This window comes from Bradyrhizobium sp. 2S1, assembly GCF_011516625.5.
GTDB classification, from domain to species: Bacteria; Pseudomonadota; Alphaproteobacteria; order Rhizobiales; family Xanthobacteraceae; genus Bradyrhizobium; species Bradyrhizobium septentrionale.
In genome coordinates, this window is sequence record NZ_CP147717.1 from 5,442,600 (window position 1) to 5,463,210 (window position 20,611).

At 64.9% G+C, this 20,611-nt stretch carries 19 protein-coding genes and 1 pseudogene; 5 read left to right on the plus strand and 15 right to left on the minus strand.

Annotated features, from left to right (window positions below):
• Positions 1–62 precede the first annotated feature (62 nt).
• Both HAP54_RS25735 and HAP54_RS25740 read right to left on the minus strand, forming a co-directional pair.
• Positions 63–912 (minus strand): annotated as a pseudogene (locus tag HAP54_RS25735) (alpha/beta fold hydrolase).
• A gap of 258 nt (positions 913–1,170) precedes the next feature.
• Positions 1,171–1,959: a L,D-transpeptidase gene (locus tag HAP54_RS25740; protein ID WP_166304887.1), complete on the minus strand. Its 789-nt coding sequence runs from the start codon at positions 1,957–1,959 to the stop codon at positions 1,171–1,173.
• A gap of 302 nt (positions 1,960–2,261) precedes the next feature.
• Here HAP54_RS25740 and HAP54_RS25745 point away from each other — a divergent pair, with 302 nt between their 5' ends.
• Entirely contained in the window at positions 2,262–2,591 is a 330-nt protein-coding gene (locus HAP54_RS25745) for a hypothetical protein (RefSeq protein ID WP_166304890.1), read from the plus strand.
• A 111-nt stretch (positions 2,592–2,702) separates the two neighbouring features.
• On the opposite strand, the gene HAP54_RS25750 is transcribed toward HAP54_RS25745, so the two are convergent.
• The 5 genes from HAP54_RS25750 to HAP54_RS25770 all read right to left on the minus strand — a co-directional run bounded on the left by HAP54_RS25750 (position 2,703) and on the right by HAP54_RS25770 (position 8,280).
• Positions 2,703–3,464 carry an ABC transporter permease gene (locus HAP54_RS25750; RefSeq protein ID WP_166304893.1) on the minus strand — a complete coding sequence of 254 codons (762 nt, stop codon included), beginning with the start codon at positions 3,462–3,464 and terminating at the stop codon, positions 2,703–2,705.
• On the minus strand, positions 3,461–4,384 hold the full coding sequence (locus tag HAP54_RS25755; protein ID WP_166304896.1) for an ABC transporter ATP-binding protein: 924 nt from the start codon (positions 4,382–4,384) through the stop codon (positions 3,461–3,463). Before HAP54_RS25755 ends, HAP54_RS25750 begins: the two co-directional genes overlap by 4 nt.
• Positions 4,385–4,536: 152 nt before the next feature.
• Positions 4,537–5,220 (minus strand): OmpA family protein, encoded by a 684-nt coding sequence (locus HAP54_RS25760; protein WP_166304899.1) that lies wholly within the window; start codon positions 5,218–5,220, stop codon positions 4,537–4,539.
• Complete coding sequence (locus HAP54_RS25765) at positions 5,217–5,630, minus strand: hypothetical protein (protein WP_166304901.1); 414 nt, start codon at positions 5,628–5,630, stop codon at positions 5,217–5,219. The genes HAP54_RS25760 and HAP54_RS25765 overlap by 4 nt, the downstream gene beginning before the upstream one ends.
• A gap of 76 nt (positions 5,631–5,706) precedes the next feature.
• Positions 5,707–8,280: an ATP-dependent helicase gene (locus tag HAP54_RS25770; protein ID WP_166304903.1), complete on the minus strand. Its 2,574-nt coding sequence runs from the start codon at positions 8,278–8,280 to the stop codon at positions 5,707–5,709.
• Between the two features lie 292 nt (positions 8,281–8,572).
• Here HAP54_RS25770 and HAP54_RS25775 point away from each other — a divergent pair, with 292 nt between their 5' ends.
• Positions 8,573–8,746 carry a DUF1328 domain-containing protein gene (locus tag HAP54_RS25775; RefSeq protein WP_021077209.1) on the plus strand — a complete coding sequence of 58 codons (174 nt, stop codon included), beginning with the start codon at positions 8,573–8,575 and terminating at the stop codon, positions 8,744–8,746.
• Positions 8,747–8,758: 12 nt separating this feature from the next.
• Here HAP54_RS25775 and HAP54_RS25780 read toward each other — a convergent pair whose 3' ends face one another.
• Positions 8,759–9,244 carry a thioesterase family protein gene (locus tag HAP54_RS25780; protein ID WP_166308375.1) on the minus strand — a complete coding sequence of 162 codons (486 nt, stop codon included), beginning with the start codon at positions 9,242–9,244 and terminating at the stop codon, positions 8,759–8,761.
• 160 nt (positions 9,245–9,404) lie between these two features.
• Between HAP54_RS25780 and HAP54_RS25785 the strand changes: the two genes are divergently transcribed.
• The 3 genes from HAP54_RS25785 (at position 9,405) to HAP54_RS25795 (ending at position 12,885) form a co-directional block, all read left to right on the plus strand.
• Entirely contained in the window at positions 9,405–10,829 is a 1,425-nt protein-coding gene (locus tag HAP54_RS25785) for an FAD-binding oxidoreductase (protein WP_166304905.1), read from the plus strand.
• A gap of 120 nt (positions 10,830–10,949) precedes the next feature.
• A complete protein-coding gene (locus HAP54_RS25790) occupies positions 10,950–12,335 on the plus strand; it encodes a Spy/CpxP family protein refolding chaperone (protein ID WP_166304907.1) in 1,386 nt (461 codons plus the stop codon).
• Between the two features lie 151 nt (positions 12,336–12,486).
• Entirely contained in the window at positions 12,487–12,885 is a 399-nt protein-coding gene (locus HAP54_RS25795) for a hypothetical protein (protein WP_166304910.1), read from the plus strand.
• Here HAP54_RS25795 and HAP54_RS25800 read toward each other — a convergent pair.
• The 7 genes from HAP54_RS25800 to HAP54_RS25830 form a co-directional block, all read right to left on the minus strand.
• Positions 12,882–14,567, minus strand: coding sequence for a SulP family inorganic anion transporter (locus HAP54_RS25800; RefSeq protein WP_166304913.1), 1,686 nt, complete (start codon positions 14,565–14,567; stop codon positions 12,882–12,884). The two genes, HAP54_RS25795 and HAP54_RS25800, sit on opposite strands and share 4 nt — an antisense overlap.
• A gap of 312 nt (positions 14,568–14,879) precedes the next feature.
• Entirely contained in the window at positions 14,880–15,845 is a 966-nt protein-coding gene (locus tag HAP54_RS25805; RefSeq protein ID WP_224741788.1) for a hypothetical protein, read from the minus strand.
• Between the two features lie 79 nt (positions 15,846–15,924).
• Positions 15,925–16,710, minus strand: coding sequence for a DNA-binding domain-containing protein (locus HAP54_RS25810; protein ID WP_166304916.1), 786 nt, complete (start codon positions 16,708–16,710; stop codon positions 15,925–15,927).
• Positions 16,707–17,555, minus strand: coding sequence for a DUF692 domain-containing protein (locus tag HAP54_RS25815; RefSeq protein WP_166304919.1), 849 nt, complete (start codon positions 17,553–17,555; stop codon positions 16,707–16,709). Before HAP54_RS25815 ends, HAP54_RS25810 begins: the two co-directional genes overlap by 4 nt.
• Before the next feature lie 152 nt (positions 17,556–17,707).
• Complete coding sequence (locus HAP54_RS25820; protein ID WP_029078868.1) at positions 17,708–17,965, minus strand: hypothetical protein; 258 nt, start codon at positions 17,963–17,965, stop codon at positions 17,708–17,710.
• A gap of 193 nt (positions 17,966–18,158) precedes the next feature.
• Positions 18,159–18,419 (minus strand): hypothetical protein, encoded by a 261-nt coding sequence (locus tag HAP54_RS25825; RefSeq protein ID WP_166304922.1) that lies wholly within the window; start codon positions 18,417–18,419, stop codon positions 18,159–18,161.
• Between the two features lie 320 nt (positions 18,420–18,739).
• Positions 18,740–20,530 (minus strand): thioredoxin domain-containing protein, encoded by a 1,791-nt coding sequence (locus HAP54_RS25830; protein ID WP_166304925.1) that lies wholly within the window; start codon positions 20,528–20,530, stop codon positions 18,740–18,742.
• Between the last annotated feature and the right edge of the window lie 81 nt (positions 20,531–20,611).

Here is a 20,611-nt window from a genome sequence, read left to right on the forward strand (position 1 = left end):
CACTGAAGCTTCGGTTCTGATTGAATCAGAACCGAAGCTCGAGCTGGCGGTTCGACCGCCCGTTACTTGTCGTCGGCCACAGCCGCCGGCTTGTCCTTGTCCGGGCTTGACGCGGCGAGCAGCGGCATCGTCGGCGAGGTCTCGCCGGCGTCCTCGTCGAGGAATTGCTCCACCCCCGCCTGGATCGATGACTTGGCGCTGTCGGGGCCGCGGTCGCTGAGGTCGTTGTGCTGAAACTCGGTTCGGACCACCTTGATGCCGAGCCGGGCGCAGGTCTCGTCGTCGGGGACGACGCCCGGGTCCGCCTTGAAATGAGGGTCCTTCGAGCGGAACGAGAGGATCTTGATCCTCGCGTCGGTGATGAAGGGGACGCGCAGATTGTCCAGCGTGACCACCTTCTTGACCAGCTCGGGATGCTGCTTGGCGAAGAACATCGAGATGTCGCCGCCGTTGGAGTGGCCGATCAGCGTCAGCTGGCGATAGTTTGCGTTCGGATAGAGCTTCTTGAGCTCATCGATCGCATACATGATGTTGAAGGCGCCGCGGTTGTATTGCATGCGGCGGCCGACATATTCCTCGCCGACCTTGGTCACCATCGGCGCATCGCTGTCGAGATCATGCTGAATGCTGACCACGAGGTAGCCGCGCGACGCGAACAGATTGGTGAGGAACGAATACTCGGTGTTCTTGACGGTGTTGCCGTGGCTCAGGATCGCGACCGGCAATTCGATCATCTCGGCCATCGCCTGCATCTGCCGGTCACGCCGGACCGCGACCTCGACCGTGGTTGCGGTCGTCGCGCAGCACGTCATGGAACGTCAGCATCGTGTGACGGATGGCCCATCGGTCCGTCGTGAAATAGCCGGCCATCGCCACGACGCACAGGCAAAGGACAATGAAGCCCCGTTTCATTTCGACCTCTGATACTGCCTACGTGACCCGCGCTTCTCGCCCTGATGTCATCAGGTACTCCGCGTGAATCGGCCTCCAGAGGCCAAGGCGGGCGCTATTGCCGCCGAATATCGGGCTAATTTTACAATCAGATGACGATGCAACGACGGGCCACGGCGCACGACGAGGTGGGCTCTTTACGACGGTCACAAGCGGGTGAGGGGAGCGTGAACTGACGGCGCGCGGCCTGCGGCGCCGTCAGCGGATCAGGAGAGCGTCTCAGTCCTGATAGTTGTTGCCGTAGAAGCCGCGCTGCTGCTGGTAGTACGGCCGCGGCTGGTAATTGCCCTGCGGCGCCGGCGCGTAGCCCTGGTTGCCGTAGTATTGTTGCTGGCCATAGCCCTGCGCGTCGTAGACGCGGCGGCTTGACGGCGGCGCCGGGTCGCGCTGCGCAGTCGAGCTGCCGTCGGCCGGATAGATGTAGCCGTCGTCGGCGCGGGCCTGCGCCGGTTCGCGCGGCTGCGGCGTCAGCACCACGGGATCGCCGGCGGCGGCGGTGCCGTATTGCTCATCTTGCTGCGGCGCGCGGCGGGCGACGGCGGTGCCGTTGCGCCCACGCGGATTGCGCGCCAGTGCGACCTGGGATGAGCCGGTCAGCGTCACCGTGGTGTTGAGCACGCCTTGCTTCTGGACCAGCGCGTAGAGCGTCGTTGCGTTGTCGCGCGACAGTCGCACGCAGCCATGCGAGGCCGGCGAGCCGAGCCGGTTCACCGAGTCGGTGCCGTGAATCGCGTGCCCGATCTTGGTGAAGAAGATCGAGTGCGGCATCGGTGCGTCGTCGAATTCCTTGGAGTAGTGATCCTCTTCCATGCGGAACGCGCGGAAGCTGCCGTTCGGCGTCTCGCGCGAGGGAATGCCGGTCGACACCGGCCAGTGATAGCGCGCGACGCCGTCGACCGCGACGGTCATCTGCTGGTTGTCCTTGTCGATGGTGATATCGACCTTGGCCTGCGCGGCGCCGGCCGCAAAAAGCATCACGGAAGTGAACGCAATGAGGAACGAACGCATTTTACCTTTGGCCTCCAGGCCTGATCGCGATGCCGCGGCTCTCCGTCCCCGGCAACCAATATGCACGGAATCCGAACTTGGTTCCAGTCGCGGACCCAGGCCATCTTTGAGCGCCATCGTTAATCCCGCGCACGGCGCAAACAAGGCCGAAGCCGGGCCCGCCGGTCGCGGCGGCCTGACTTTTTCGCGAGCAGGCCGCGACGATGCCCGCAATTGGCCGCCAACACGCAACCATCTGGCCGCATGGGCGTTTCACAATCCCGCCCCGGCGGCGCGATCGCGCCGAGCTTCAAGGAATCCAGATGAACAATACCAAGGTTAAGACCGCGGCCGTCGTCCCCGCCGGCTCCTCCGCGCGGCTCCTGCTTGCGGCCGCAGCCCTCGCTTTGGCGCTGGTGGCAGTCCCTCATGCCGGCCATGCCCAGGGCATCGTCCGCGGGGCCCATGAGGGTGCCTATGAAGGCAACCGGGTCGCCGGCCCGGTGGGCGGCGTGGTCGGTGGCGCCGTCGGCGCTGGTGTCGGCGGCGCCATGGGCGCGGTCAAGGGCGTGTTCGGCATCCCAGATCGTGGCTACCGCCGTGGTCACCGCTGCCGCGGCTATTACCGCCACGGCCATTTCCATTGTTATTGATGGAGACCGTCATTCCGGGGCATGCGAAGCATGAACCCGGACTCTCGCGCCACAAGTTCGAGATTCCGGGTTCGCGCTAAGGCGCGCCCCGGAATGACTTGCTTTCGCAAGTCAGTTCTTCAGCCGGTAGCCGGTCCTGAATATCCATGCCACGACGGCCATGCAGGCCACCAGGAATCCCACGGTCATGCCGAGGCTCAGCGGCACGCTGACATCGGCGATCTCATAGAAGCTCCAGCGGAAGCCGGAGATCAGATAGACCACGGGATTGAGCAGCGTGATGGTGCGCCAGCCCGACGGAAGCATGTTCACCGAATAGAAGCTGCCGCCGAGGAAGGTCAGCGGCGTCACCACCAGCATCGGGATCATCTGCAGCTTCTCGAAGCCGTCGGCCCAGATGCCGATGATGAAGCCGAACAGGCTGAAGGTGACGGCGGTCAGCACCAGGAATGTCAGCATCCACACCGGATGCTGGATATGCAAAGGCACAAAAAGTCCGGCGGTCGCCAGGATGATCAGGCCGAGGATGATCGACTTGGTGGCGGCGGCGCCGACATAGCCGATCACGATCTCGAAATAGGAGATCGGCGCCGACAGGATCTCGTAGATCGTGCCGACGAATTTCGGAAAGTAGATGCCGAACGAGGCGTTGGAGATGCTCTGCGTCAGCACCGACAGCATCACGAGCCCCGGCACGATGAAGGTGCCGTAGCTGACGCCCTCGACCTCGGTGATGCGCGAGCCGATCGCGGCGCCGAACACCACGAAATACAGCGAGGTTGAGACAACGGGCGAGACGATGCTCTGCAGCAGCGTGCGCCAGGTACGCGCCATTTCGAACAGATAGATGGCCCGGATTGCGCGGTAGTTCATGGCGCCCTCACGATGCTGACGAAAATATCTTCAAGCGAGGACTGCTTCGTATCCAGATCGGAGATGCGGACACCGGCATTGCGGAGGTCGCTGAGCAGGCTGGTGATGCCGGTGCGGTCGCCCTTGGTATCGTAGTCGTAGGTCACCGCGCGGCCGTCGTCGGACAATTCGAGATGGTAGGCGGCAAGCGCGGGTGGAACGGCGTCGAGCTTGCTCTGCAAATGCAGCGTCAGCTGCTTCTTGCCGAGCTTCTGCATCAAGGTCGCCTTGTCCTCGATCAGGATGATTTCGCCCTTGTTGATGACGCCGATGCGGTCGGCCATCTCCTCGGCTTCCTCGATGTAGTGCGTGGTCAGGATGATGGTGACGCCGGCAGCCTGCAGCGTGCGAACCACTTCCCACATGCCCTTGCGCAATTCGACATCGACGCCTGCAGTGGGCTCGTCGAGGAACAGGATCTGCGGCTCGTGCGACAGCGCCTTGGCGATCATCACGCGGCGCTTCATGCCGCCCGACAGTGTGATGATCTTGTCGTCCTTCTTGTCCCACAGCGACAGGTCGCGCAGCACCTTCTCGATATGGGCGGGGTTCTTCGGCTTGCCGAACAGGCCGCGGCTGAAGCTGACCGTCGCCCAGACCGATTCGAACGCGTCGGTGTGCAGTTCCTGCGGAACCAGGCCGATCATCGACCGCGCCGCGCGATAGTCGCCGATGATGTCGTGGCCGCCGATCGTGATGCGGCCCTCGCTCGGATTGGCGATGCCGCAGATGATGCTGATCAGCGTGGTCTTGCCGGCGCCGTTCGGCCCGAGCAGCGCAAAGATCTCGCCTTTGGCGATATCGAGGTTGATGCCCTTCAGCGCCTTGAAGCCGGAGCCATAGGTCTTTGAAAGATTGGATACGGAAATGATCGGCGACATGAAGGATCGAAAGCGTGAGGGAGGGGGGCGCGCGCGGACTGGAGCATGGGCGGGGCGGGATGCGGGTCAAGCGCAGATAGGAACGCGCAATCTGTTCCGCAATCGCTCGCCGAGGCAGAAAATTCATTCTGCAGTGTGGCGGAAAAGCCGCGCTAGTGTCTCTTGGCTGGCTTCGCCGGCTTCTTGGCGGCCGCCGCCGGCGCGGGGTGCGCGGGCGGCTCGTCGGCGACCTTCGCGACCAGCATGATCTGCAGCTGGTTGTTGACCGGCGCGTTGGGGCGGGCGGGGTCGAGCAACTGCTCTTCGCCGAGCCCGACCGATTGCAGGCGCTTCGGCGCGATCTTGAAGGTGTTGACCAGGATGTCGCGGATCGCGTCGGCGCGCCGCTGGCTCAGCAGCACGTTGTTGTCGCGCCGTCCGGTCGATTCGATGTGGCCGACGATCAGGAAGGTGTAGGGCAGCAGCGCGGAATGCGTCAGCGCATCGGCGATCCGTCCGACGGTCTGATACGATTCCGGCATCACGATCGGCGTGTCGACGTCGAACGCGATGTCGGCGTTGAACGCCGGCAGCTTGGTCAGGTCGGGAGCGATCGGCGGGCGCTTTTGCGGCGGCGGCTCGTTCTTCGATCGCGACTTCGATCGCTCGAGCGTCTGCTGGCGCAGCGCCGGGACGTCGATCGCGGCGTCGGTCTCGAAATGATTGAGCTTGGCGATGACGTCGTCGCGGGTGACCGCGGTCTGCGCCTGCGCGAGCGGCGCCGCCAGCAACGTCAGCGCGCCGAGCAGACCCAACAGGCCAAGATCGCGCAAGCCGCCCGTCGACAGCCGCATCATTGATACCCCGCGTCATTGATCGCCTGGGCGCAATTGCGGCTGACGCCCTTGGCTGCGACGAGGCAGGGCACCGCCTTGCTGGTCTCCTTGGTCGAGCCGTTGCAGACCTTGACGATCTCGCGGGTGCAGGCGTTTGCCACCGTCACGCGCGCCGCGATCCGCTTCTGGATCGCATCGAGGGTGGAGAAGTAGCTCTCCTTGCACTGCGGCGATATGACGTCGCGGTTGCGCGACAGGCACTCCTTGAGGCGAGTGGCGTCGAGATTGACGCCGCGGCAATTGGCGGTGATGTCGGCGCCGCAGGCCTTGGCGAGTTGCGCGGCCGAATCGCCAAAGCTCAACGTCTCCGCGACCGCCAGCGACGGCGCAGTGAGCGCGATGACAAAAAGGAAAAACCCTCCCCGGACCATGGGGCCATCTCAACCCGTGAATTCAACTGGGGTCAAGAGCTACGAACAGGGAAGGCCGCCAGGGAAGGCTGCTCACTCACACCCGTTCCACAAAGCTGTCGACCACCTTCTTCTCGCCGGCCTTTTCGAAGGCGATGGTCAGCTTGTTGCCGTCGATCTTCACCACATGGCCGTAGCCGAATTTCTGGTGAAACACCCGATCCTCCAGCGAGAATTCCGACACCGTGCCGGTGGATTTCGCCACCAGCTCGCCCTCGATCACCATCGGGCCGCGCTTGGTGCGACTGAAGCTATCCGAGGAAAAGGAGGATTGCCGCTCCTCGAAGCCGCCGCTGCGCCCCCCGCCGCCGCGGCCGCGGTTGGCCTGGGCGCGCTGCCAGCCCGGGGTCGAATAGCTCGAGCCGAATGATTCGAGGTTGTCGAAGCGCGAGGCGCCATAGCCGCCGCTGCCGCCCCAGCCCGAACCGCCCTTGGATTCGGTGATCTCGACATTGTGCGCCGGCAGCTCGTCGAGGAAGCGCGAGGGGATCGTGGTCGACCAGGTGCCATGGATGCGGCGGTTGGTGGCGAAATAGATTTTTGCGCGGCGGCGGGCGCGGGTCAGCCCGACATGGGCGAGGCGGCGCTCCTCCTCGAGCCCGGCGCGGCCCTGTTCATCCAGCGTGCGCTGGCTCGGGAACAGACCTTCCTCCCAGCCCGGCAGGAACACATTGTCGAATTCCAGCCCCTTGGCCGAATGCAGCGTCATCAACGACACCGCCTCGTCGCCGGCTTCGCCGTCGCGGTCCATCACCAGTGAGATATGTTCAAGAAACCCTTGCAGGTTCTCGAATTCCTCCATCGAACGCACCAGCTCCTTGAGGTTGTCCAGCCGGCCCGCGGCATCAGCCGAGCGGTCCTTCTGCCACATCTCGGTATAGCCGCTCTCGTCGAGCACGATCTCGGCGAGGTCGGTATGCGAGACAACCTCGCGCTGGGCGCGCCAGCGGTCGAACTGCATGACGAGATCGCGCAACGAGCCGCGCGCTTTCGGCTTCAGCTCGTCGGTCTCGACCACGGTGCGCGCCGCCTCGAAAAGCGGAATGCGGCGCTTGCGGGCATGGTCGTGCAGCAGCTGCACGGTGGCATCGCCGAGCCCCCGTTTCGGGACGTTGACGATGCGCTCGAAGGCGAGATCGTCGGCCGGCGAGTTGATGGTGCGCAGATAGGCCAGCGCATCGCGGATTTCGGCGCGCTCGTAGAATCGGGGGCCGCCGATCACGCGGTAGGGCAGGCCGAGCGTGATGAAGCGGTCTTCGAATTCGCGCATCTGGAACGAGGCGCGGACCAGAATGGCGACGTCGTTGAGGTTTTCGCCGGCGCGCTGCAACCCCTCGAGCTCCTCGCCGATCGCGCGCGCCTCCTCTTCCGAATCCCAGGAGCCGGTGACGGTGACCTTCTCGCCGTCGACATCCTCGGTGCGCAACGTCTTGCCGAGCCGGCCTTCATTATGCGCGATCAGATGCGAGGCTGCGGCCAGGATGTGGCCGGTGGAGCGGTAGTTGCGCTCGAGCCGGATCACCTTGGCGCCGGGAAAATCGTGGTCGAAGCGCAGGATGTTGTCGACCTCGGCGCCGCGCCAGCCATAGATCGACTGGTCGTCATCGCCGACGCAGCAGATGTTCTTGAGGGGAGCATTCTCCGTCATTCCGGGATGCGCCGCAGGCGCAGACCCGGAATCTCGAGATGAGTCTTCTTCACCTCGAGATTCCGGGTTCGCATCTTCGATGCGCCCCGGAATGACGGGTGAGTTGGTCGCTCCCGGAATCACCGCCGACAGCGGCAGGCCGGGCTGCGTCGGCGCCTGCGACAGCAGCCGCAGCCACAGATACTGCGCGACGTTGGTGTCCTGATATTCGTCGACCAGGATGAACTTGAAGCGGTTCTGGTACTGCCGGAGCACATCAGGGTTCTCGCGGAACAGGCGGATGTTCTCGAGCAGCAGATCGCCGAAATCGGCGGCGTTGAGGATCTTCAGCCGCTCCTGATAGGTCGCGTAGATCTTGCCGCCCTTGCCGTTGCCGAACGAGGCGGCCTCGCCCGACGGCACCTGCGACGGCGACAGCCCGCGGTTCTTCCAGCTGTCGATCAGGCCGGCCAGCATCCGCGCCGGCCAGCGCTTATCGTCGATGTTCTCGGCCTGCAGAAGCTGCTTGAGCAACCGCACCTGGTCGTCGACGTCGAGCACCGTGAAGTTGGATTTGAGCTGCACCAGCTCGGCATGGATGCGCAGGATGCGGCCGCCGATCGAGTGGAAGGTGCCGAGCCACGGCATGCCCTCGACCGCCTGGCCCAGCATCTGGCCGAGCCGCAGCTTCATCTCGCGCGCTGCCTTGTTGGTGAAGGTCACCGACAGGATTTCGTGCGGCCGCGCGCGGCCCTGGCTCAGGATATGCGCGATGCGCGTGGTCAGCACCCGCGTCTTGCCGGTGCCGGCGCCGGCGAGCACCAGCACGGGGCCGTCGAGCGTCTCGACCGCCTCGCGCTGCTCCGGATTGAGGCCCTGGAGATATTGCGGACCCGCCGCCGCCCGCGCACGCGCGGCGATGCCCCCAGCCACCGGCTGGTGCTCGGGAACGCCGTGGGGGGGCAATTTGCTCGGCTCGGTCATCAGCGAATCGTCTCGGCCCCACGATGGCACCGCGGGACGGTGAAGGGGAGCCTTCTTAACAGGGATTGAGGGGCATATAGGGCCTGATCGGCCATTTTGACAGGTTTTATCGCGGCCGACAGGAACGCTTTTGGCAGCAGCGTACAACGGGCCTGGTTCCTGAAATCGGCGAAAATTTCGCGGTTTCGCGGTCGGGAACCAGCGTTTCCCCGCAGGATTGTTTCAACAGGTTTGGCGCCGGGCAGAGGTTCGCGCCAGCAAACGAACGAGGAAACGAAGCGGAGGTTTGATCATGCTGAGCTGGGTCGTCACATTCCTGGTCATCGCCCTGATCGCGGGCATTCTGGGCTTCGGCGGCATCGCCGGCGCCTCGATCGAAATCGCCAAGGCGATCTTCTTCATCGCCATCATCCTGTTCCTGGTGTCGGCGGTGGTCGGATTGGCGCGCGGCCGCACAAGGGTGTAGCGCGGCGCTTGGTTACTTCTTGGTGGAGGGCATCGCCACGTTGCGGCCGATGCCCTCCGGACGCGGCACGCCCGCATAGCTCTCCACGATCGCCCGGGCGCGCGCCTGGATCTCAAACGGCGCCACCTTGCGCGCCTCCATGTCGATGTGCAGCGTGAGGTTTTCCGAGGTCGCCGAGAGCCAGCCCTCGGTGGCGTGGCGCAGCTCCTCGAAGGTGTGCAGCCGCTTCTCGTCGGCGGCGAGCAGGAACACCGAGACCTGCACGGGATCACCGAGATGAATTTCCCGCAAGTACCGGACGTGGCACTCGGCGGTGAAGGTCGAGCAGTGCCGCTCTTTCATGTAGGCCGGCCCGATCCCGAGCTGCAGCCACATCTCGTCGATGGCGCGGTCGAACATCACGTTGTAGTAGGCCATGTTGAGATGGCCGTTATAATCGATCCATTGCGGCTCGATCTGCATCAGCGAGGATTTGAACGGGGCCGGCGGAATCGGCATCTCGCTTGCGGCAGTCACTGACGTCATCGTCCATCCCCGGTTTGCTGGCGTTCGAGCATGAGCTTTTCTGTGACTCCGGCGGCCACTTTTTCAAGTCCGGCTCTCTTGACCCCTTATACAAGCTTTGCCACGGTCGGCTAAAGCCGGGAGGAAATTTGACGTGGCGACAACGATTTCGAGCAATTTGACGCGACCTGAGCCGCAGGCCCTGAAGCGCGCGATCGACGCGCTGGCGGCACGGTTCGGCAACCGGCTCGTCACGTCTTTGGCCGTGCGCGAACAGCACGCCCATACCACCACATGGCTGCCGACCCAGCCGCCGGACGCGGTGGTGATGGCGCAGGAGACGGCTGACATTCAGGACGTGGTGCGGATCTGTGCCGCGAACCGCGTGCCGGTGATCGCGTTCGGTACCGGAACTTCGCTCGAGGGCCAGGTCAATGCGCCTGCGGGCGGCGTCTGCATCGATCTGCGCGATATGAACAAGGTGCTCGAGGTGCATGCCGAGGACCTCGACTGCGTGATCCAGCCCGGCGTGACGCGGAAGGCGCTCAACGAGCATCTGCGCGACCAGGGCCTGTTCTTCCCGATCGATCCCGGCGCCGACGCCTCGCTCGGCGGCATGACCTCGACCCGCGCCTCCGGCACCAACGCGGTGCGCTACGGCACCATGCGCGAGAACGTGCTGGCGCTGAAGGTGGTGCGCGGCGACGGCGAGATCATCACCACAGGCACGCGGGCCAAGAAGTCGTCGGCCGGCTACGACCTGACGCATCTGTTCATTGGCGCTGAAGGCACGCTCGGCATCATCTCCGAGCTCACCATCAAGCTGCGCGGTATTCCCGAAACGATCGCAGCCGCGGCCTGTTCGTTCGAGACGGTGCGCGGCGCCTGCCAGGCGACCATCCTCGCCATCCAGACCGGAATCCCGGTCGCCCGCATCGAGCTGCTCAACGCCGAGCAAGTGAAGGCCTGCAACAGCTATTCAAAACTGTCGCTGCCGGAGACGCCGCTGCTGCTTTTGGAATTCCACGGCAGCGAGGTGGAGGTTGCCGAGCAGTCGAAGAATTTCCGCGACATCGCCGCCGAATGCGGCGGCGGCGACTTCTCCTGGACCACCAAGCCGGAAGACCGCACCAGGCTGTGGCAGGCCCGGCACGACGCCTACTGGTCGGTGAAGGCGCTGCGTCCCAGCGACCGCATCGGCGTCGTCGCGACCGACGTCTGCGTGCCGATCTCGCGGCTTGCCGACTGCGTCACCGAGACCGAGGACGATCTGAAGCGGCTCAATCTGCTTTCGCCGATCGTCGGCCATGTCGGCGACGGCAATTTCCACTGCTCGCTGGTCTGCGACATCGACAACAAGGACGAGATGGCGCGTGGCGAGGAGTTCATGCATCGTCTGGTCGAACGCGCGCAAGCGATGGGCGGCACCTGCACCGGCGAGCACGGCATCGGCCAGGGCAAGCAGAAATACCTGAAGGCCGAGCTCGGGGTGGAGGCGCTCGACGCGATGCGGGCGCTGAAGCAGGCACTCGATCCGCAGAACATCTTCAATCCCGGAAAGATCGTCCCGGCCGCCTGAGGCGTCATTACTCAGCAGCGCAGTATCCGCGAGCGGTTGCGCGCTGCGATCGCGCGGAACTTTTCCGTCCGTCCGGCGTCTTTCCTGTGCCGTAGTGTATTGGCGCGGAGCTAGACAGAAGTGATCGGACGGGCAATCGGAATTGCAGTCATGATCGTTGCCATGGCGCTGTCGGGCGACGCGATCGCCCGCGGTGGCGGCCATGGAGGAGGCCATGGTGGCGGTCATGGGCACGGCGGCGGTCATGGGCACGGCGGTGGCCACGGACATGGCGGTGGTCATCGACATGGCGGGCATGGCTTTGGCCACATGCATTTCGGCGGCGGCCATCATGGCGGGTTCGGCCGTTCGCACGCGATCCCGCGATCAGGCTTCGCCGGCCATGGCGCCTTCGTGTCGCGCGGGGCGGCAAATTTCGGCCATCCCGGCAACATGCGCAATGCGTTCAACTCGCTGTCGCGCAACGGCGCATTGCGCAACGGCCGGCTGTTGAGCAACCCGGCGGCGCGTGCGCAGATCGCCGCGGCCGCGGCGCTCGCCGGCTGGCACGGCGGGACGGTTGCCAATGGCTGGTGGCAGCATTCCGGCGGCGGCTATGGCTGGGTCGGCCCGCTGTTCTGGCCGTTCGCCTACAACGACATCTATGACTACGCGGTCTGGGGCGACGATCTCGGATTCTGGGGCTACGGCTATCCGGACATCTATGCCGGCATCTTCGGTCCCTATGGTTATGACGATCTCAGGGGCTATCTGCCCGATCGCAGGCCGGGCCGCCGATATCGCGGCGGCGGACGGATCGAGGAGATGTGTGGCAATGACAGCCGCTCGATCGCCGGCCTGCCGGTGGATCAGATTGCGGATACGGTGCAGCCGACCGAGGCGCAGCTGGCTGCGCTCGGCGAACTCGGCGAAGCGTCGCTCGCCGCCGCCCGCACCATTCGGGCGGCATGTCCTGCGCAGGTGGTGTTGACCGCGCCGAACCGCCTCGCCGCCATGCAGCAGCGGATCGAAGCGATGGTGACGGCAGTCGTAATCGTCAGGCCGCCGCTGGAGAAATTCTACGGCCTGCTCGACGACGAGCAGAAGGCGCGGTTCAACGCGCTCGCCGACAATCAGCGCAAGGACGCCGCGGCGCGCGATCCCAAAGGTGATCAGAAGATTGATCAGAACACGGCGGTTGCCCGGAACTGCGGCGCTGCGCAGGGTGCCGCGCAGGATTGGCCGACGAGCGAGATCCAGGCCCGGATGCAGCTCAACGACACCCAGCGCGCGGCGCTCCAGGCGCTTCAGGACACCAGCGCCGATGCGGCCCGCAAACTGAAGGCGGCGTGCCAAGCCAACGAGGCAATGACCCCGCCGGCGCGTCTCGCCTCCGTTGCAAAGCGGCTCGACGTCATGCTGCAGGCCGTCAAGGATGTCCGCGCCGCGCTTGAGAGTTTCTACGCCACCCTCAGTGACGAGCAAAAGGCGCAGTTCGAGGCGATCGGGCCGCAACGATCGGCTTGATGCGCGTGTGACATCAAGTCACTCGCCGGATCGGCTGTTCCGGTGTGGCCATGATGCCATAGCCAGCATCTCGCTTTTGCGCCGGGAGGACTCTGCGGTTCACAGGTTGCGCCTCGGCCAGCTATGCTCGCCGCGCTTTCGGGGTACGGCGATGTGGATGTTCAGCAAGGCCAAGCGCAAAGACATCTGGGATGATCCCGTCGAGCAGCCGCTCGGCGATATCGAGGCTGCGCAGCGGATCCGTGCGATCTGCCGCGATGCCGCCGGCTGCGCCGAGGCGGTCGGCGCGCCCGACAAGCGTTCGCCGAACAAGTATCAGGTCGAGCGTGAGCGCTACGAGCGTGCCGCCAGGACCGCGATGGAGATCGCGATGAAGATAACCGACGAGATGATGCGGGACTCCGCGGTGCGCGAGATCGTCAGCCTCTGCATGAAGGCCAACAACATCAAGACCGGCCGGGCGCTGTTCCGCGCCATCCACACCAATTCCATCAAGGCCGATGTCCTGAGGGAGCATCCGACGCTCGAGGGCGAGCCTTCGCCAGGCTAGCTCGGGCCCAGCGCCCGCACCGCTTCGTCGACGCTGCGGAAGACGTGATCCCGCGGCAGAACCGCGTAGAGATCGAAGCGCTCGAACGCGTCCTGCGCGCGTGTGGATTCGAGCCTCGCCACCGCCACCGTCACGCCGTCATCGCGGCATTCGCGAAACAGATCGCGCAGCGCCTGCGCAGCCGTGAAATCGATCTCGATCATGCCGCTGGCCTCGATCACCAGCAGAAACGGCTTCGGCGTCGCCGTGCCGATGGTCTTGAGCACGTCGCTGTGAAAGCCTTCCGCGTTGAGGAACGACAGCGGCGCCTGCAGGCCGACGACGGCAATGCCGGGCTTGCGCTCGCCGGTGACGTGCGGACCTGTCGGCCACCAGATCGTGGTGCCAGCCACGTGGACGAATTCCACCAGCTGGCCCCGCGTCGTGGTCCAGATGCCGTGCAGCAGCGACAGCGCGATGCCGACTGCGACGCCTTGCTCGATCGGCAGCACGATGATCGCGGCCGCCGTCGCGATCACCAGCAGGAATTCGTAGAACGACTGGCGGAAGATCGCGACGATCTGTTTGACGCGGATGATGCGCAGCGCAACGAACAGCAGCACGCCGCCGAGCGCAGCGTCAGGCACGTGCTTTAGCAGCGTCGCGCCGAACGCGAGCAGCGCGAGCACGATTGTCGCGGCGAACAGCCCGGCGAGTTGCGTGCGTCCGCCGGTCTCCGAGACGATGCCGGTGCGCGGCGGACTGGAGTTGACGGGGAAGGCGCCGAACAGGCCGGACAAGAGGCTGCCGGCACCGGCGCCGAGGAAGTCGCGATCGACGTCGGCCGGCTTGTCCGGATCTGACAGAAACGAACGCGTCGTCGCCGCGGTCTGCACCATGACCACGATGGCGATCAAGATCGCCAGCGACAACAGTTTGATCCATCGCTCCGGTGCGATGTCCGGAAATGACGGCTTCGGCAGCGACCCCGGCACGATGCCGACCACCTTGACGCCCTTGCTTTCGAGATGGCCGGCGATGACAGCAATGGTGGCCACGACAAGGCCGATCAGCGCGCCCGGAATGCGCGCGCTGATCTTCTCCGATCCCGCGACCAGCGCCAGCACGCCGAGGCCGATCGCCAGCGTATAGAAATTTGTTTGGCCGATCTCTGCAGCGAGAACCCCGAGCTTGTACAGCGTCGGCCCGTCCGGCGTGGTCAGGCCGAGCACGCCGGGCAGTTGCGAGACCAGGATGTGGACGGAGATGCCGGCGAGGAAGCCGACCGTCACCGGCGTCGACAGCAGATTGGCAACCCAGCCGAGCTTGAACAGGCCGCCTGCGATCATGATCGCGCCGACCATCAGCGCCAGCGCCATCGCCAGCGACTGATAGTCGGGTGAGCCTGCGGTCGCCATCAGCGCGAGGCCGGCCGCGAAGATCGGCGTGATCGTCGAATCGGCGCCGCAGGACAGGAAACGGTTGGCCCCTAACATCGCAAAGCCGAGCGAGCCCGCCATGAAGGCAAAGAAGCCGATCTGCGGCGAGAAGCCGCCAAGCCGCGCGGTCGCCATCTGCTCCGGGATCGCGATCGCAGCAAGCGTCAGCCCGGCGATCAGATCGCCGGGCAGGTCGCTTGGCCGGAATGCGGCCAACGAACGGAAGACCGGCCAACTGGCGCGTGTCGGATGATCCTGGCCCATCGGTCTCCCACGTGGATGACAGCGATTCCTGCGGAAATAGTCCGACATCGCGCGCGTAAAAGCCAGCGGCGTCGGGCTGTGTGCAGCCGCGAAGGGTGACGACTAGAACATGATGAGATTAGCTTGAATAGCGGTCGCGACGGCGGTGCGCTCCCTCTCCCGCTTGCGGGGGAGGGTTGGGGTGGGGGCTCTCTCCGCGAGTCACGTCGTGGAGAGAGCCCCCACCCGCACCGCATCTTCGATGCGATGCGACCTCCCCCGCAAGCGGGAGAGGTGGAACCCGTCTGCTGCGAAGCCGACCTTCATCCCGCGCTAGCGCGGGCGCGCCTCGGTGATCGCCTTGCGGATCGCCGCCAGCGGCGCGTTGTCGTCGAACGCAATACTGTTACCCTGCATCTTCACTCCGAGATCGCGCCACAGTCCGGCAAGGTCGGGTGTCACCGGCTTTGATCCCCATTCGTCGTGCAGCCGCGTCAGCACGTCGACGCCGACCGCCTTGTCGGCGGTGGAGAGCACGCGCGCGATCGGCCAGTCCTTTTCGTGATTGCCGCCTGCGGCGAGCACGCTGCGCATCGCATCCTGCAGGCCGAATTTGTTGCCTGTGCGCTTGCGGATTTCGACATCCGCGAACAGGCAGAACATCGCGCCGCCCCAGTATTTCCGGCCCCACGTGTCGGTATTGTCGAGGCCCTCGTCGCCGGCCTGCGGCAGGCCCTTGGGCATGTCGCGCGCCATTGCCTGCCAGGTTTCCTGCGCCGTAAGATCGCCGGCCTGCACGCGCGCGACCGGCTCGACATAGACCGCGAGCCCTTCCGACAGCCAGGCGTAGCGGTCGTCGAGATCGGGCAGGGCGGTGTGCACCATCTCGTGCACGATCACCCAGTCGCGCTTGAGGTCGTCCGCGTCGGCGTCGCGGCCGATCGGCAGCCGGATCGCAGCGCCGCGATAACCCCATGTGGTGCCGCCGCGCACGCGCGAGCCGTCGACCGGCACCAGCAGCAGCCGCAGCGAGCTGACGGGAAACCGGCCGTAGTAAATCGAGACCGCGTGAGCGGACGCCCTGATCCAGTCGAATATTTTCTCCCTGGGCAGCGCCATGTTGCCGGGCGCGAACCCGACATGAATGGTGCCGCCTGACACTTCGAGATCGGTCCTGGGCAGCCGGTCGAAGGCATCGTAGGGCATGCCTTCGCCGCGCATGAACTCGGACTGCGCCTTGACGTGACATGATGCGATGCCGATGAGGATCGCCGCGACCAGCATCGAGGCTGATATCACGCGATAGGTCGGGACAGGTCTCTGCCGGGCACGGGACGTTGGGGGAGGGACGATCGATGTCGCTGCCCATGCCGCGCCCCTATTCGCGAACCGATGCCGCCGTCAGCAGTCCCGCCGTGATCCAGCCATGCAGATACCCGGCGCCGCGCGCCGCGGCACCGTCGGGATCGTCATAGGTCGCGAGCATCTCGCAGAGCACGCCGAACGGAATGCCGGCAGAGGCTTCGTCCCACATCATCGCTTCCTCGGTCGGCAGCTCGCGGAACATCGGTGTGGTGTCTTGGCGCCAGATCAGAAGGCGAGCAGGCTCGGCCGGCATCTCCGCCTCGGGCGGCGTCTCGTCGTTCTTCAGTGCGATCCAGATCGCGGCGGCATTGGTCGACAGGTCGATCCGCGCAGCGCTCGGATGCGGCTGGAACACCAGGTCGTTCCAGACCTCGGGCGCGAAACCGGCCATCGTCTCCAAGGCGAGCACGTCGCCTTCGCGCGCATCGAAGGCGTCGTTCAAGGCCTTCTCGAGCGCGGCAAGGTCGGCGAGCACGGGGTGATGGCTGTAGGGTTCGGCGGACTTCAGGAAATCCGGCAATCCTTGCGAGAACCAGCGCAGGTTCGGATGTTCTGATGGCCGTGCCTTGACGTAGGCGTGGCCCATCTCGTCGAACATCTCGTCGCCAAGAAAGCGATGCAGCAGCTCGTGGTCGTTGCGCATCGCTTCGACCAGCCGCGAGCCATAAGCATGGCGGTAGACGCCGAACAGCGTCGCGCGCGTCTCCCTGGAGCTGTCGAGGATTTCGGTCAGGATGCCGTCGTCGCCGGTGAGGATGGCGCGCTGGAAGTCGTCCTGCTGGCGCGCGAAGTCGCTCATGCCACAGGCGCGCCCGCGCCCAGCACCTGCGCCGCGATCTCGCGGGTGCGCTCGACCTCGAGCAGCAATTCGTCGAGCGGCGGAATGTTGTCGTCGCGCTCGATCATGGTCGAGACCCGGCCGAACCGCTGCAACGCCGCGACATAGAGGTCCCAGACATCCTCGCACACCGGATGGTCGTGCGTGTCGATGATGTGCGTCCCCATATGGCTGTGGCCCGCCATGTGGAATTGCACCACGCGGTCCGCCGGAATGCCGTTGAGGAAGGCCATCGGATCATAGCCGTGGTTGAAGGCGCTGACATAGACATTGTTGATGTCGAACAGCAGCCAGCAGCCGGAGCGGCGCGACAGCTCGGAGAGGAACTCCCACTCCGTCATCTCGGAATTGTTGAACTGCACATAGGTCGAGACATTCTCGAGCACCAGCGCGCGGCCGAGGACATCCTGCACCAGCTGCACGCGGCTCACGACATGATCGAGCGCCTCCTTTGTGTAGGGGATCGGCAATAGATCGTGCAGGTTCTTGCCGTGCACGCCGGTCCAGCACAGATGGTCCGACACCCATTTCGGCTGCACACGTTTTGCGAGGTCCTTCAGGCCTTGCAGATAGTCGAAATTCGGCGGCGCGGTGGAGGCGATCGACAGCGAGACGCCGTGCATCACCACGGGATAGCGCTCGCAGATCCGGTCGAGGATGCGCAGCGGCTGGCCGCCCGGCAGCATGTAGTTCTCGCTGATCACCTCGAACCAGTCGATCGGCGGATTGCCGTTCAAAATCTCGTCGTAATGCTGCGCGCGCAGGCCGAGGCCAAAGCCGAGGAACGGCGGTTTGGCCGCTTGCATCGTTTGCCCCGTGTGCGCCGCCGTGGGCAATCGGCTTGCGACGTTCATGGCGTCTCCGCGTGGCAGGCGCTGCAATCGTAGCGTCTCGTCTGCAAAACTAACATGGAAACGAGGCCCGGCCTATCGCCGGGCCCCGTCTCGATCCGGTGCGATCAGGCGGGCTCGAACTTGCCCTTGGCGGTGGTGCACTGATCCTTGGTCATGGACGAGAAGCCCTGACCCTTGCAGGCATTCTGGCCCTTGCAGGCGTGGTTGCCGCCCTTGCAGGAGCTCTGGCCCTTGCAGGCATTGGCGCCGATGCATTTGCCTTCGCCCGCGGCGTAGGACGGCGTCGACACGACAGCACCGGCGAGGAACAGCGTGGCTGCAGCGGCGGCAAGTGTGGCGCCGGACTTGGTCGTAACCTTCATGAGCGTCTCCTTACGGACGATGGTTGAAGGTGCGCGCCCGCCGGCCTGCGACAGTCCCGGACCAGGGCTGCACCCGATTGATAGCTACGCACAGCAGTCCGTCCTGGTTACACCAAGGACGGACATTTTGCTGCTCGCAATGAAGAAAGCCCGGTTTGTGTACCGGGCCTTCTCCGGCCGTTAACCGCTGCGATCAGCCTTTGACGAACTTGCCGCCCTGAGCCATGCACTGCTTCTCCGAGGCCATCGAAAAGCCGGTGCCCTTGCAGGCGTTCAGGCCCTTGCAGGAATTGGCGCCGCCCTTGCATGCACTCTGGCCCTTGCAGGCGTTGCCGGCCATGCACTTGCCGGTGGCGGCATTGGCGGCCGTCGAGGTCGAAACCACGGAGCCGGCGAGGAACAGGGTGGCCGCAGCGACGGCGAGCATGGCGCCGGACTTCGAATTCAACTTCATGACGATCTCCTCGGTGATTGTTTGAAAGCAATAACGTGGCGCCGTGAGCATCCGATGATCGTTCGATCCCGGACCGCACAACGGATGGACATTCGGAGAACAATCAGATCGCAGGGGCGTCCGCGGCGCGGTGCGTCCCGCGATGTGAGTGCTCGTCCAAGATCAGCTACGGGGTATCAGGCGATTTGGTTACAGCGCTTCAAAAGAAAATTTTGTTCAACCCGGGTCTGATGCCCGGTTCATGTCAAACGCCGTGGGTCAAAGAGTATTTCATTGCGCGGTGCCGATCGGTTTGCTGCATCGCACTCTCTGCATTTTAATCAGTTTTGCGCTGATCGCGCCGGCTTCAGCTTCGCCATCTGCGCCACGTTCGTCCGCAATTCCTCGGCACTGAACGCCGGGAATGAGCAGATGCGGTTGCTGCAGGCAAACGCCGCGGGCTCGCCGAGGTCGGGATAGTCGACATCCGGGTTGGGCAGCTTGCCTTCGCGGAGGTCGAGCCATTCAAGCCGCTTGTAGCGGGCGGGCAGGGCACGGGCGATCGCATGCAGGCTCTGTGCGCGGCCGTCATCCTTGTGTCCGACGATCGTCACATGCGTCGGCTCGAACGCGAGCTCGTCGTCGGCGAGCAGCGCGCCGGGCAGCGGACGCGGCATCTCGGCCGACGCCGCGCTCAAGTAACGCATGGCATGCGCGGCCTGCTCGCGGGTGCCGTCGTTGCCGGTATAGCGATTGAGCATGTTCATGAAGCGCGCGACCTGGATCTGGTCGTCGATCAGTTTTGCCGGTTTTGCGAACACGCCCGCTTTTCCCTCCGACGTCTTCGAGGTGAAGAAGCCGCCGGCCTCATCGCGGAAGCTCGCGACGAAATTGCCGGCCTTCGTCGCCGACGCCAACCAGTCGCGATTGCCGGTCGCGGCGTAGAGATCGAGCAAGGCCTGTCCCATCGCGACGGTGTCGCCGAGGAAGGGGCCGCCGCGATCCGTCTCGCCATGGCGGAAGCCGCCATCCGGCAGCGCCCGATTGGCCAGCACCCATTTTGCCGCCCGCTCGGCGATCTCAAGCGCCTTCGGATCGTTCCTCGCGTCGTAGTAGGCTGCGAGCCCCGAGATCGCCCAGCCGTTCTCCCGCGCATAAAGGTTCTTGTCGATGCGGGGCATGCCGAGCTTGCGGCGCTCGGCATCATCAAGCGCGTAGTATGTGTGGCCGTCGACATCGTGATTGAGATCGGCGTCCTGGCTGACATGGAAGGCGCCGTCGGGGCTCAGCAGGAAGCTTGTCAAATAGCGCTCGACGTCGCGTGCGGCCGCGAGATATTTCGGGTCCTTCCATTGCGCGTAGGCCTGGCCGTATTGCCGCAGATATTGCGACTGGAACGAGATGATTTTCTCGAAATGCGGTTGGTTCCAGGAGCCGGCCTCGGAATACTGAAACACGCCGCCCCACACCGGATCGATCAGCGCGATCGCGGCATCGAGCGTTTGCCGGGCGCGTTTTGTTGCCATGGCGTCGCCGGCTTCGGCGCGGCTGATCGCTAGGTCGAGGCTGTCGGCATCGATATATTTCTGGTTCTCGCCCCAACCGCCGAGCTTCTCGTCGTAGGAAGAGTCGAAGGTCTTGGTCAGCTCAGTGCGCTGCGCCTTGTCGAGAAACGCCGAGACGGCGGGCTTGATCTCGAAGGCCTCGCCGACTGACGGGCCCGGCGAGGGATCGTCGATGATGGCCTTGAGCAGCGACTGCATCCGCTCCGGCTCGATATAGCCCCTGATCTTCGCGATCTCGGTGCCGTCGGGCGCGAACACGATGGTGGCCGGCCAGCCCCAGTCGCCGTAGCGGCTCGAGAGGTCCGGATTGGCGTCCTGGTCGACACGGACCGGGAGATATTTTGCCGACAGCAGTTCCTGCACCTTGGGGTCGGCGTAGGTCGTCTTCTCCATCACGTGGCACCAGTGGCACCACACCGCCTCGAGATCGAGGATCACGAAGCGCTTCTCGGCCGTGGCGCGCGCGAACAGATCGTGGCTCCAGTCGCTCCATGCCGGGCCGTCCGCCGCCAGCGACGGTGACGCGCTCAACGCCACGAGAACTGCGATGGTGCGGACAAGTCTCATGGCGCGCTCCTGGCGGCGAGGGGTCGTGTGAGCTACGCGCCCGCCCGGTTCGGGGCTCGCCATGTCACGGGATTGTGAGCC

Bases quoted from the DNA above. Each gene is read 5' to 3' on its own strand.
- HAP54_RS25815 (WP_166304919.1), bottom strand. From the start codon at position 17,555: ATGCAAGCGGCCAAACCGCCGTTCCTCGGCTTTGGCCTCGGCCTGCGC.
- HAP54_RS25780 (WP_166308375.1), bottom strand. From the start codon at position 9,244: ATGCCGATTCCGCCGGCCCCGTTCAAATCCTCGCTGATGCAGATCGAG.
- HAP54_RS25750 (WP_166304893.1), bottom strand. From the start codon at position 3,464: ATGAACTACCGCGCAATCCGGGCCATCTATCTGTTCGAAATGGCGCGT.
- HAP54_RS25830 (WP_166304925.1), bottom strand. From the start codon at position 20,530: ATGAGACTTGTCCGCACCATCGCAGTTCTCGTGGCGTTGAGCGCGTCA.
- HAP54_RS25755 (WP_166304896.1), bottom strand. From the start codon at position 4,384: ATGTCGCCGATCATTTCCGTATCCAATCTTTCAAAGACCTATGGCTCC.
- HAP54_RS25800 (WP_166304913.1), bottom strand. From the start codon at position 14,567: ATGGGCCAGGATCATCCGACACGCGCCAGTTGGCCGGTCTTCCGTTCG.
- HAP54_RS25770 (WP_166304903.1), bottom strand. From the start codon at position 8,280: ATGACCGAGCCGAGCAAATTGCCCCCCCACGGCGTTCCCGAGCACCAG.
- HAP54_RS25745 (WP_166304890.1), top strand. From the start codon at position 2,262: ATGAACAATACCAAGGTTAAGACCGCGGCCGTCGTCCCCGCCGGCTCC.
- HAP54_RS25740 (WP_166304887.1), bottom strand. From the start codon at position 1,959: ATGCGTTCGTTCCTCATTGCGTTCACTTCCGTGATGCTTTTTGCGGCC.
- HAP54_RS25820 (WP_029078868.1), bottom strand. From the start codon at position 17,965: ATGAAGGTTACGACCAAGTCCGGCGCCACACTTGCCGCCGCTGCAGCC.
- HAP54_RS25765 (WP_166304901.1), bottom strand. From the start codon at position 5,630: ATGGTCCGGGGAGGGTTTTTCCTTTTTGTCATCGCGCTCACTGCGCCG.
- HAP54_RS25775 (WP_021077209.1), top strand. From the start codon at position 8,573: ATGCTGAGCTGGGTCGTCACATTCCTGGTCATCGCCCTGATCGCGGGC.
- HAP54_RS25825 (WP_166304922.1), bottom strand. From the start codon at position 18,419: ATGAAGTTGAATTCGAAGTCCGGCGCCATGCTCGCCGTCGCTGCGGCC.
- HAP54_RS25760 (WP_166304899.1), bottom strand. From the start codon at position 5,220: ATGATGCGGCTGTCGACGGGCGGCTTGCGCGATCTTGGCCTGTTGGGT.
- HAP54_RS25795 (WP_166304910.1), top strand. From the start codon at position 12,487: ATGTGGATGTTCAGCAAGGCCAAGCGCAAAGACATCTGGGATGATCCC.
- HAP54_RS25810 (WP_166304916.1), bottom strand. From the start codon at position 16,710: ATGAGCGACTTCGCGCGCCAGCAGGACGACTTCCAGCGCGCCATCCTC.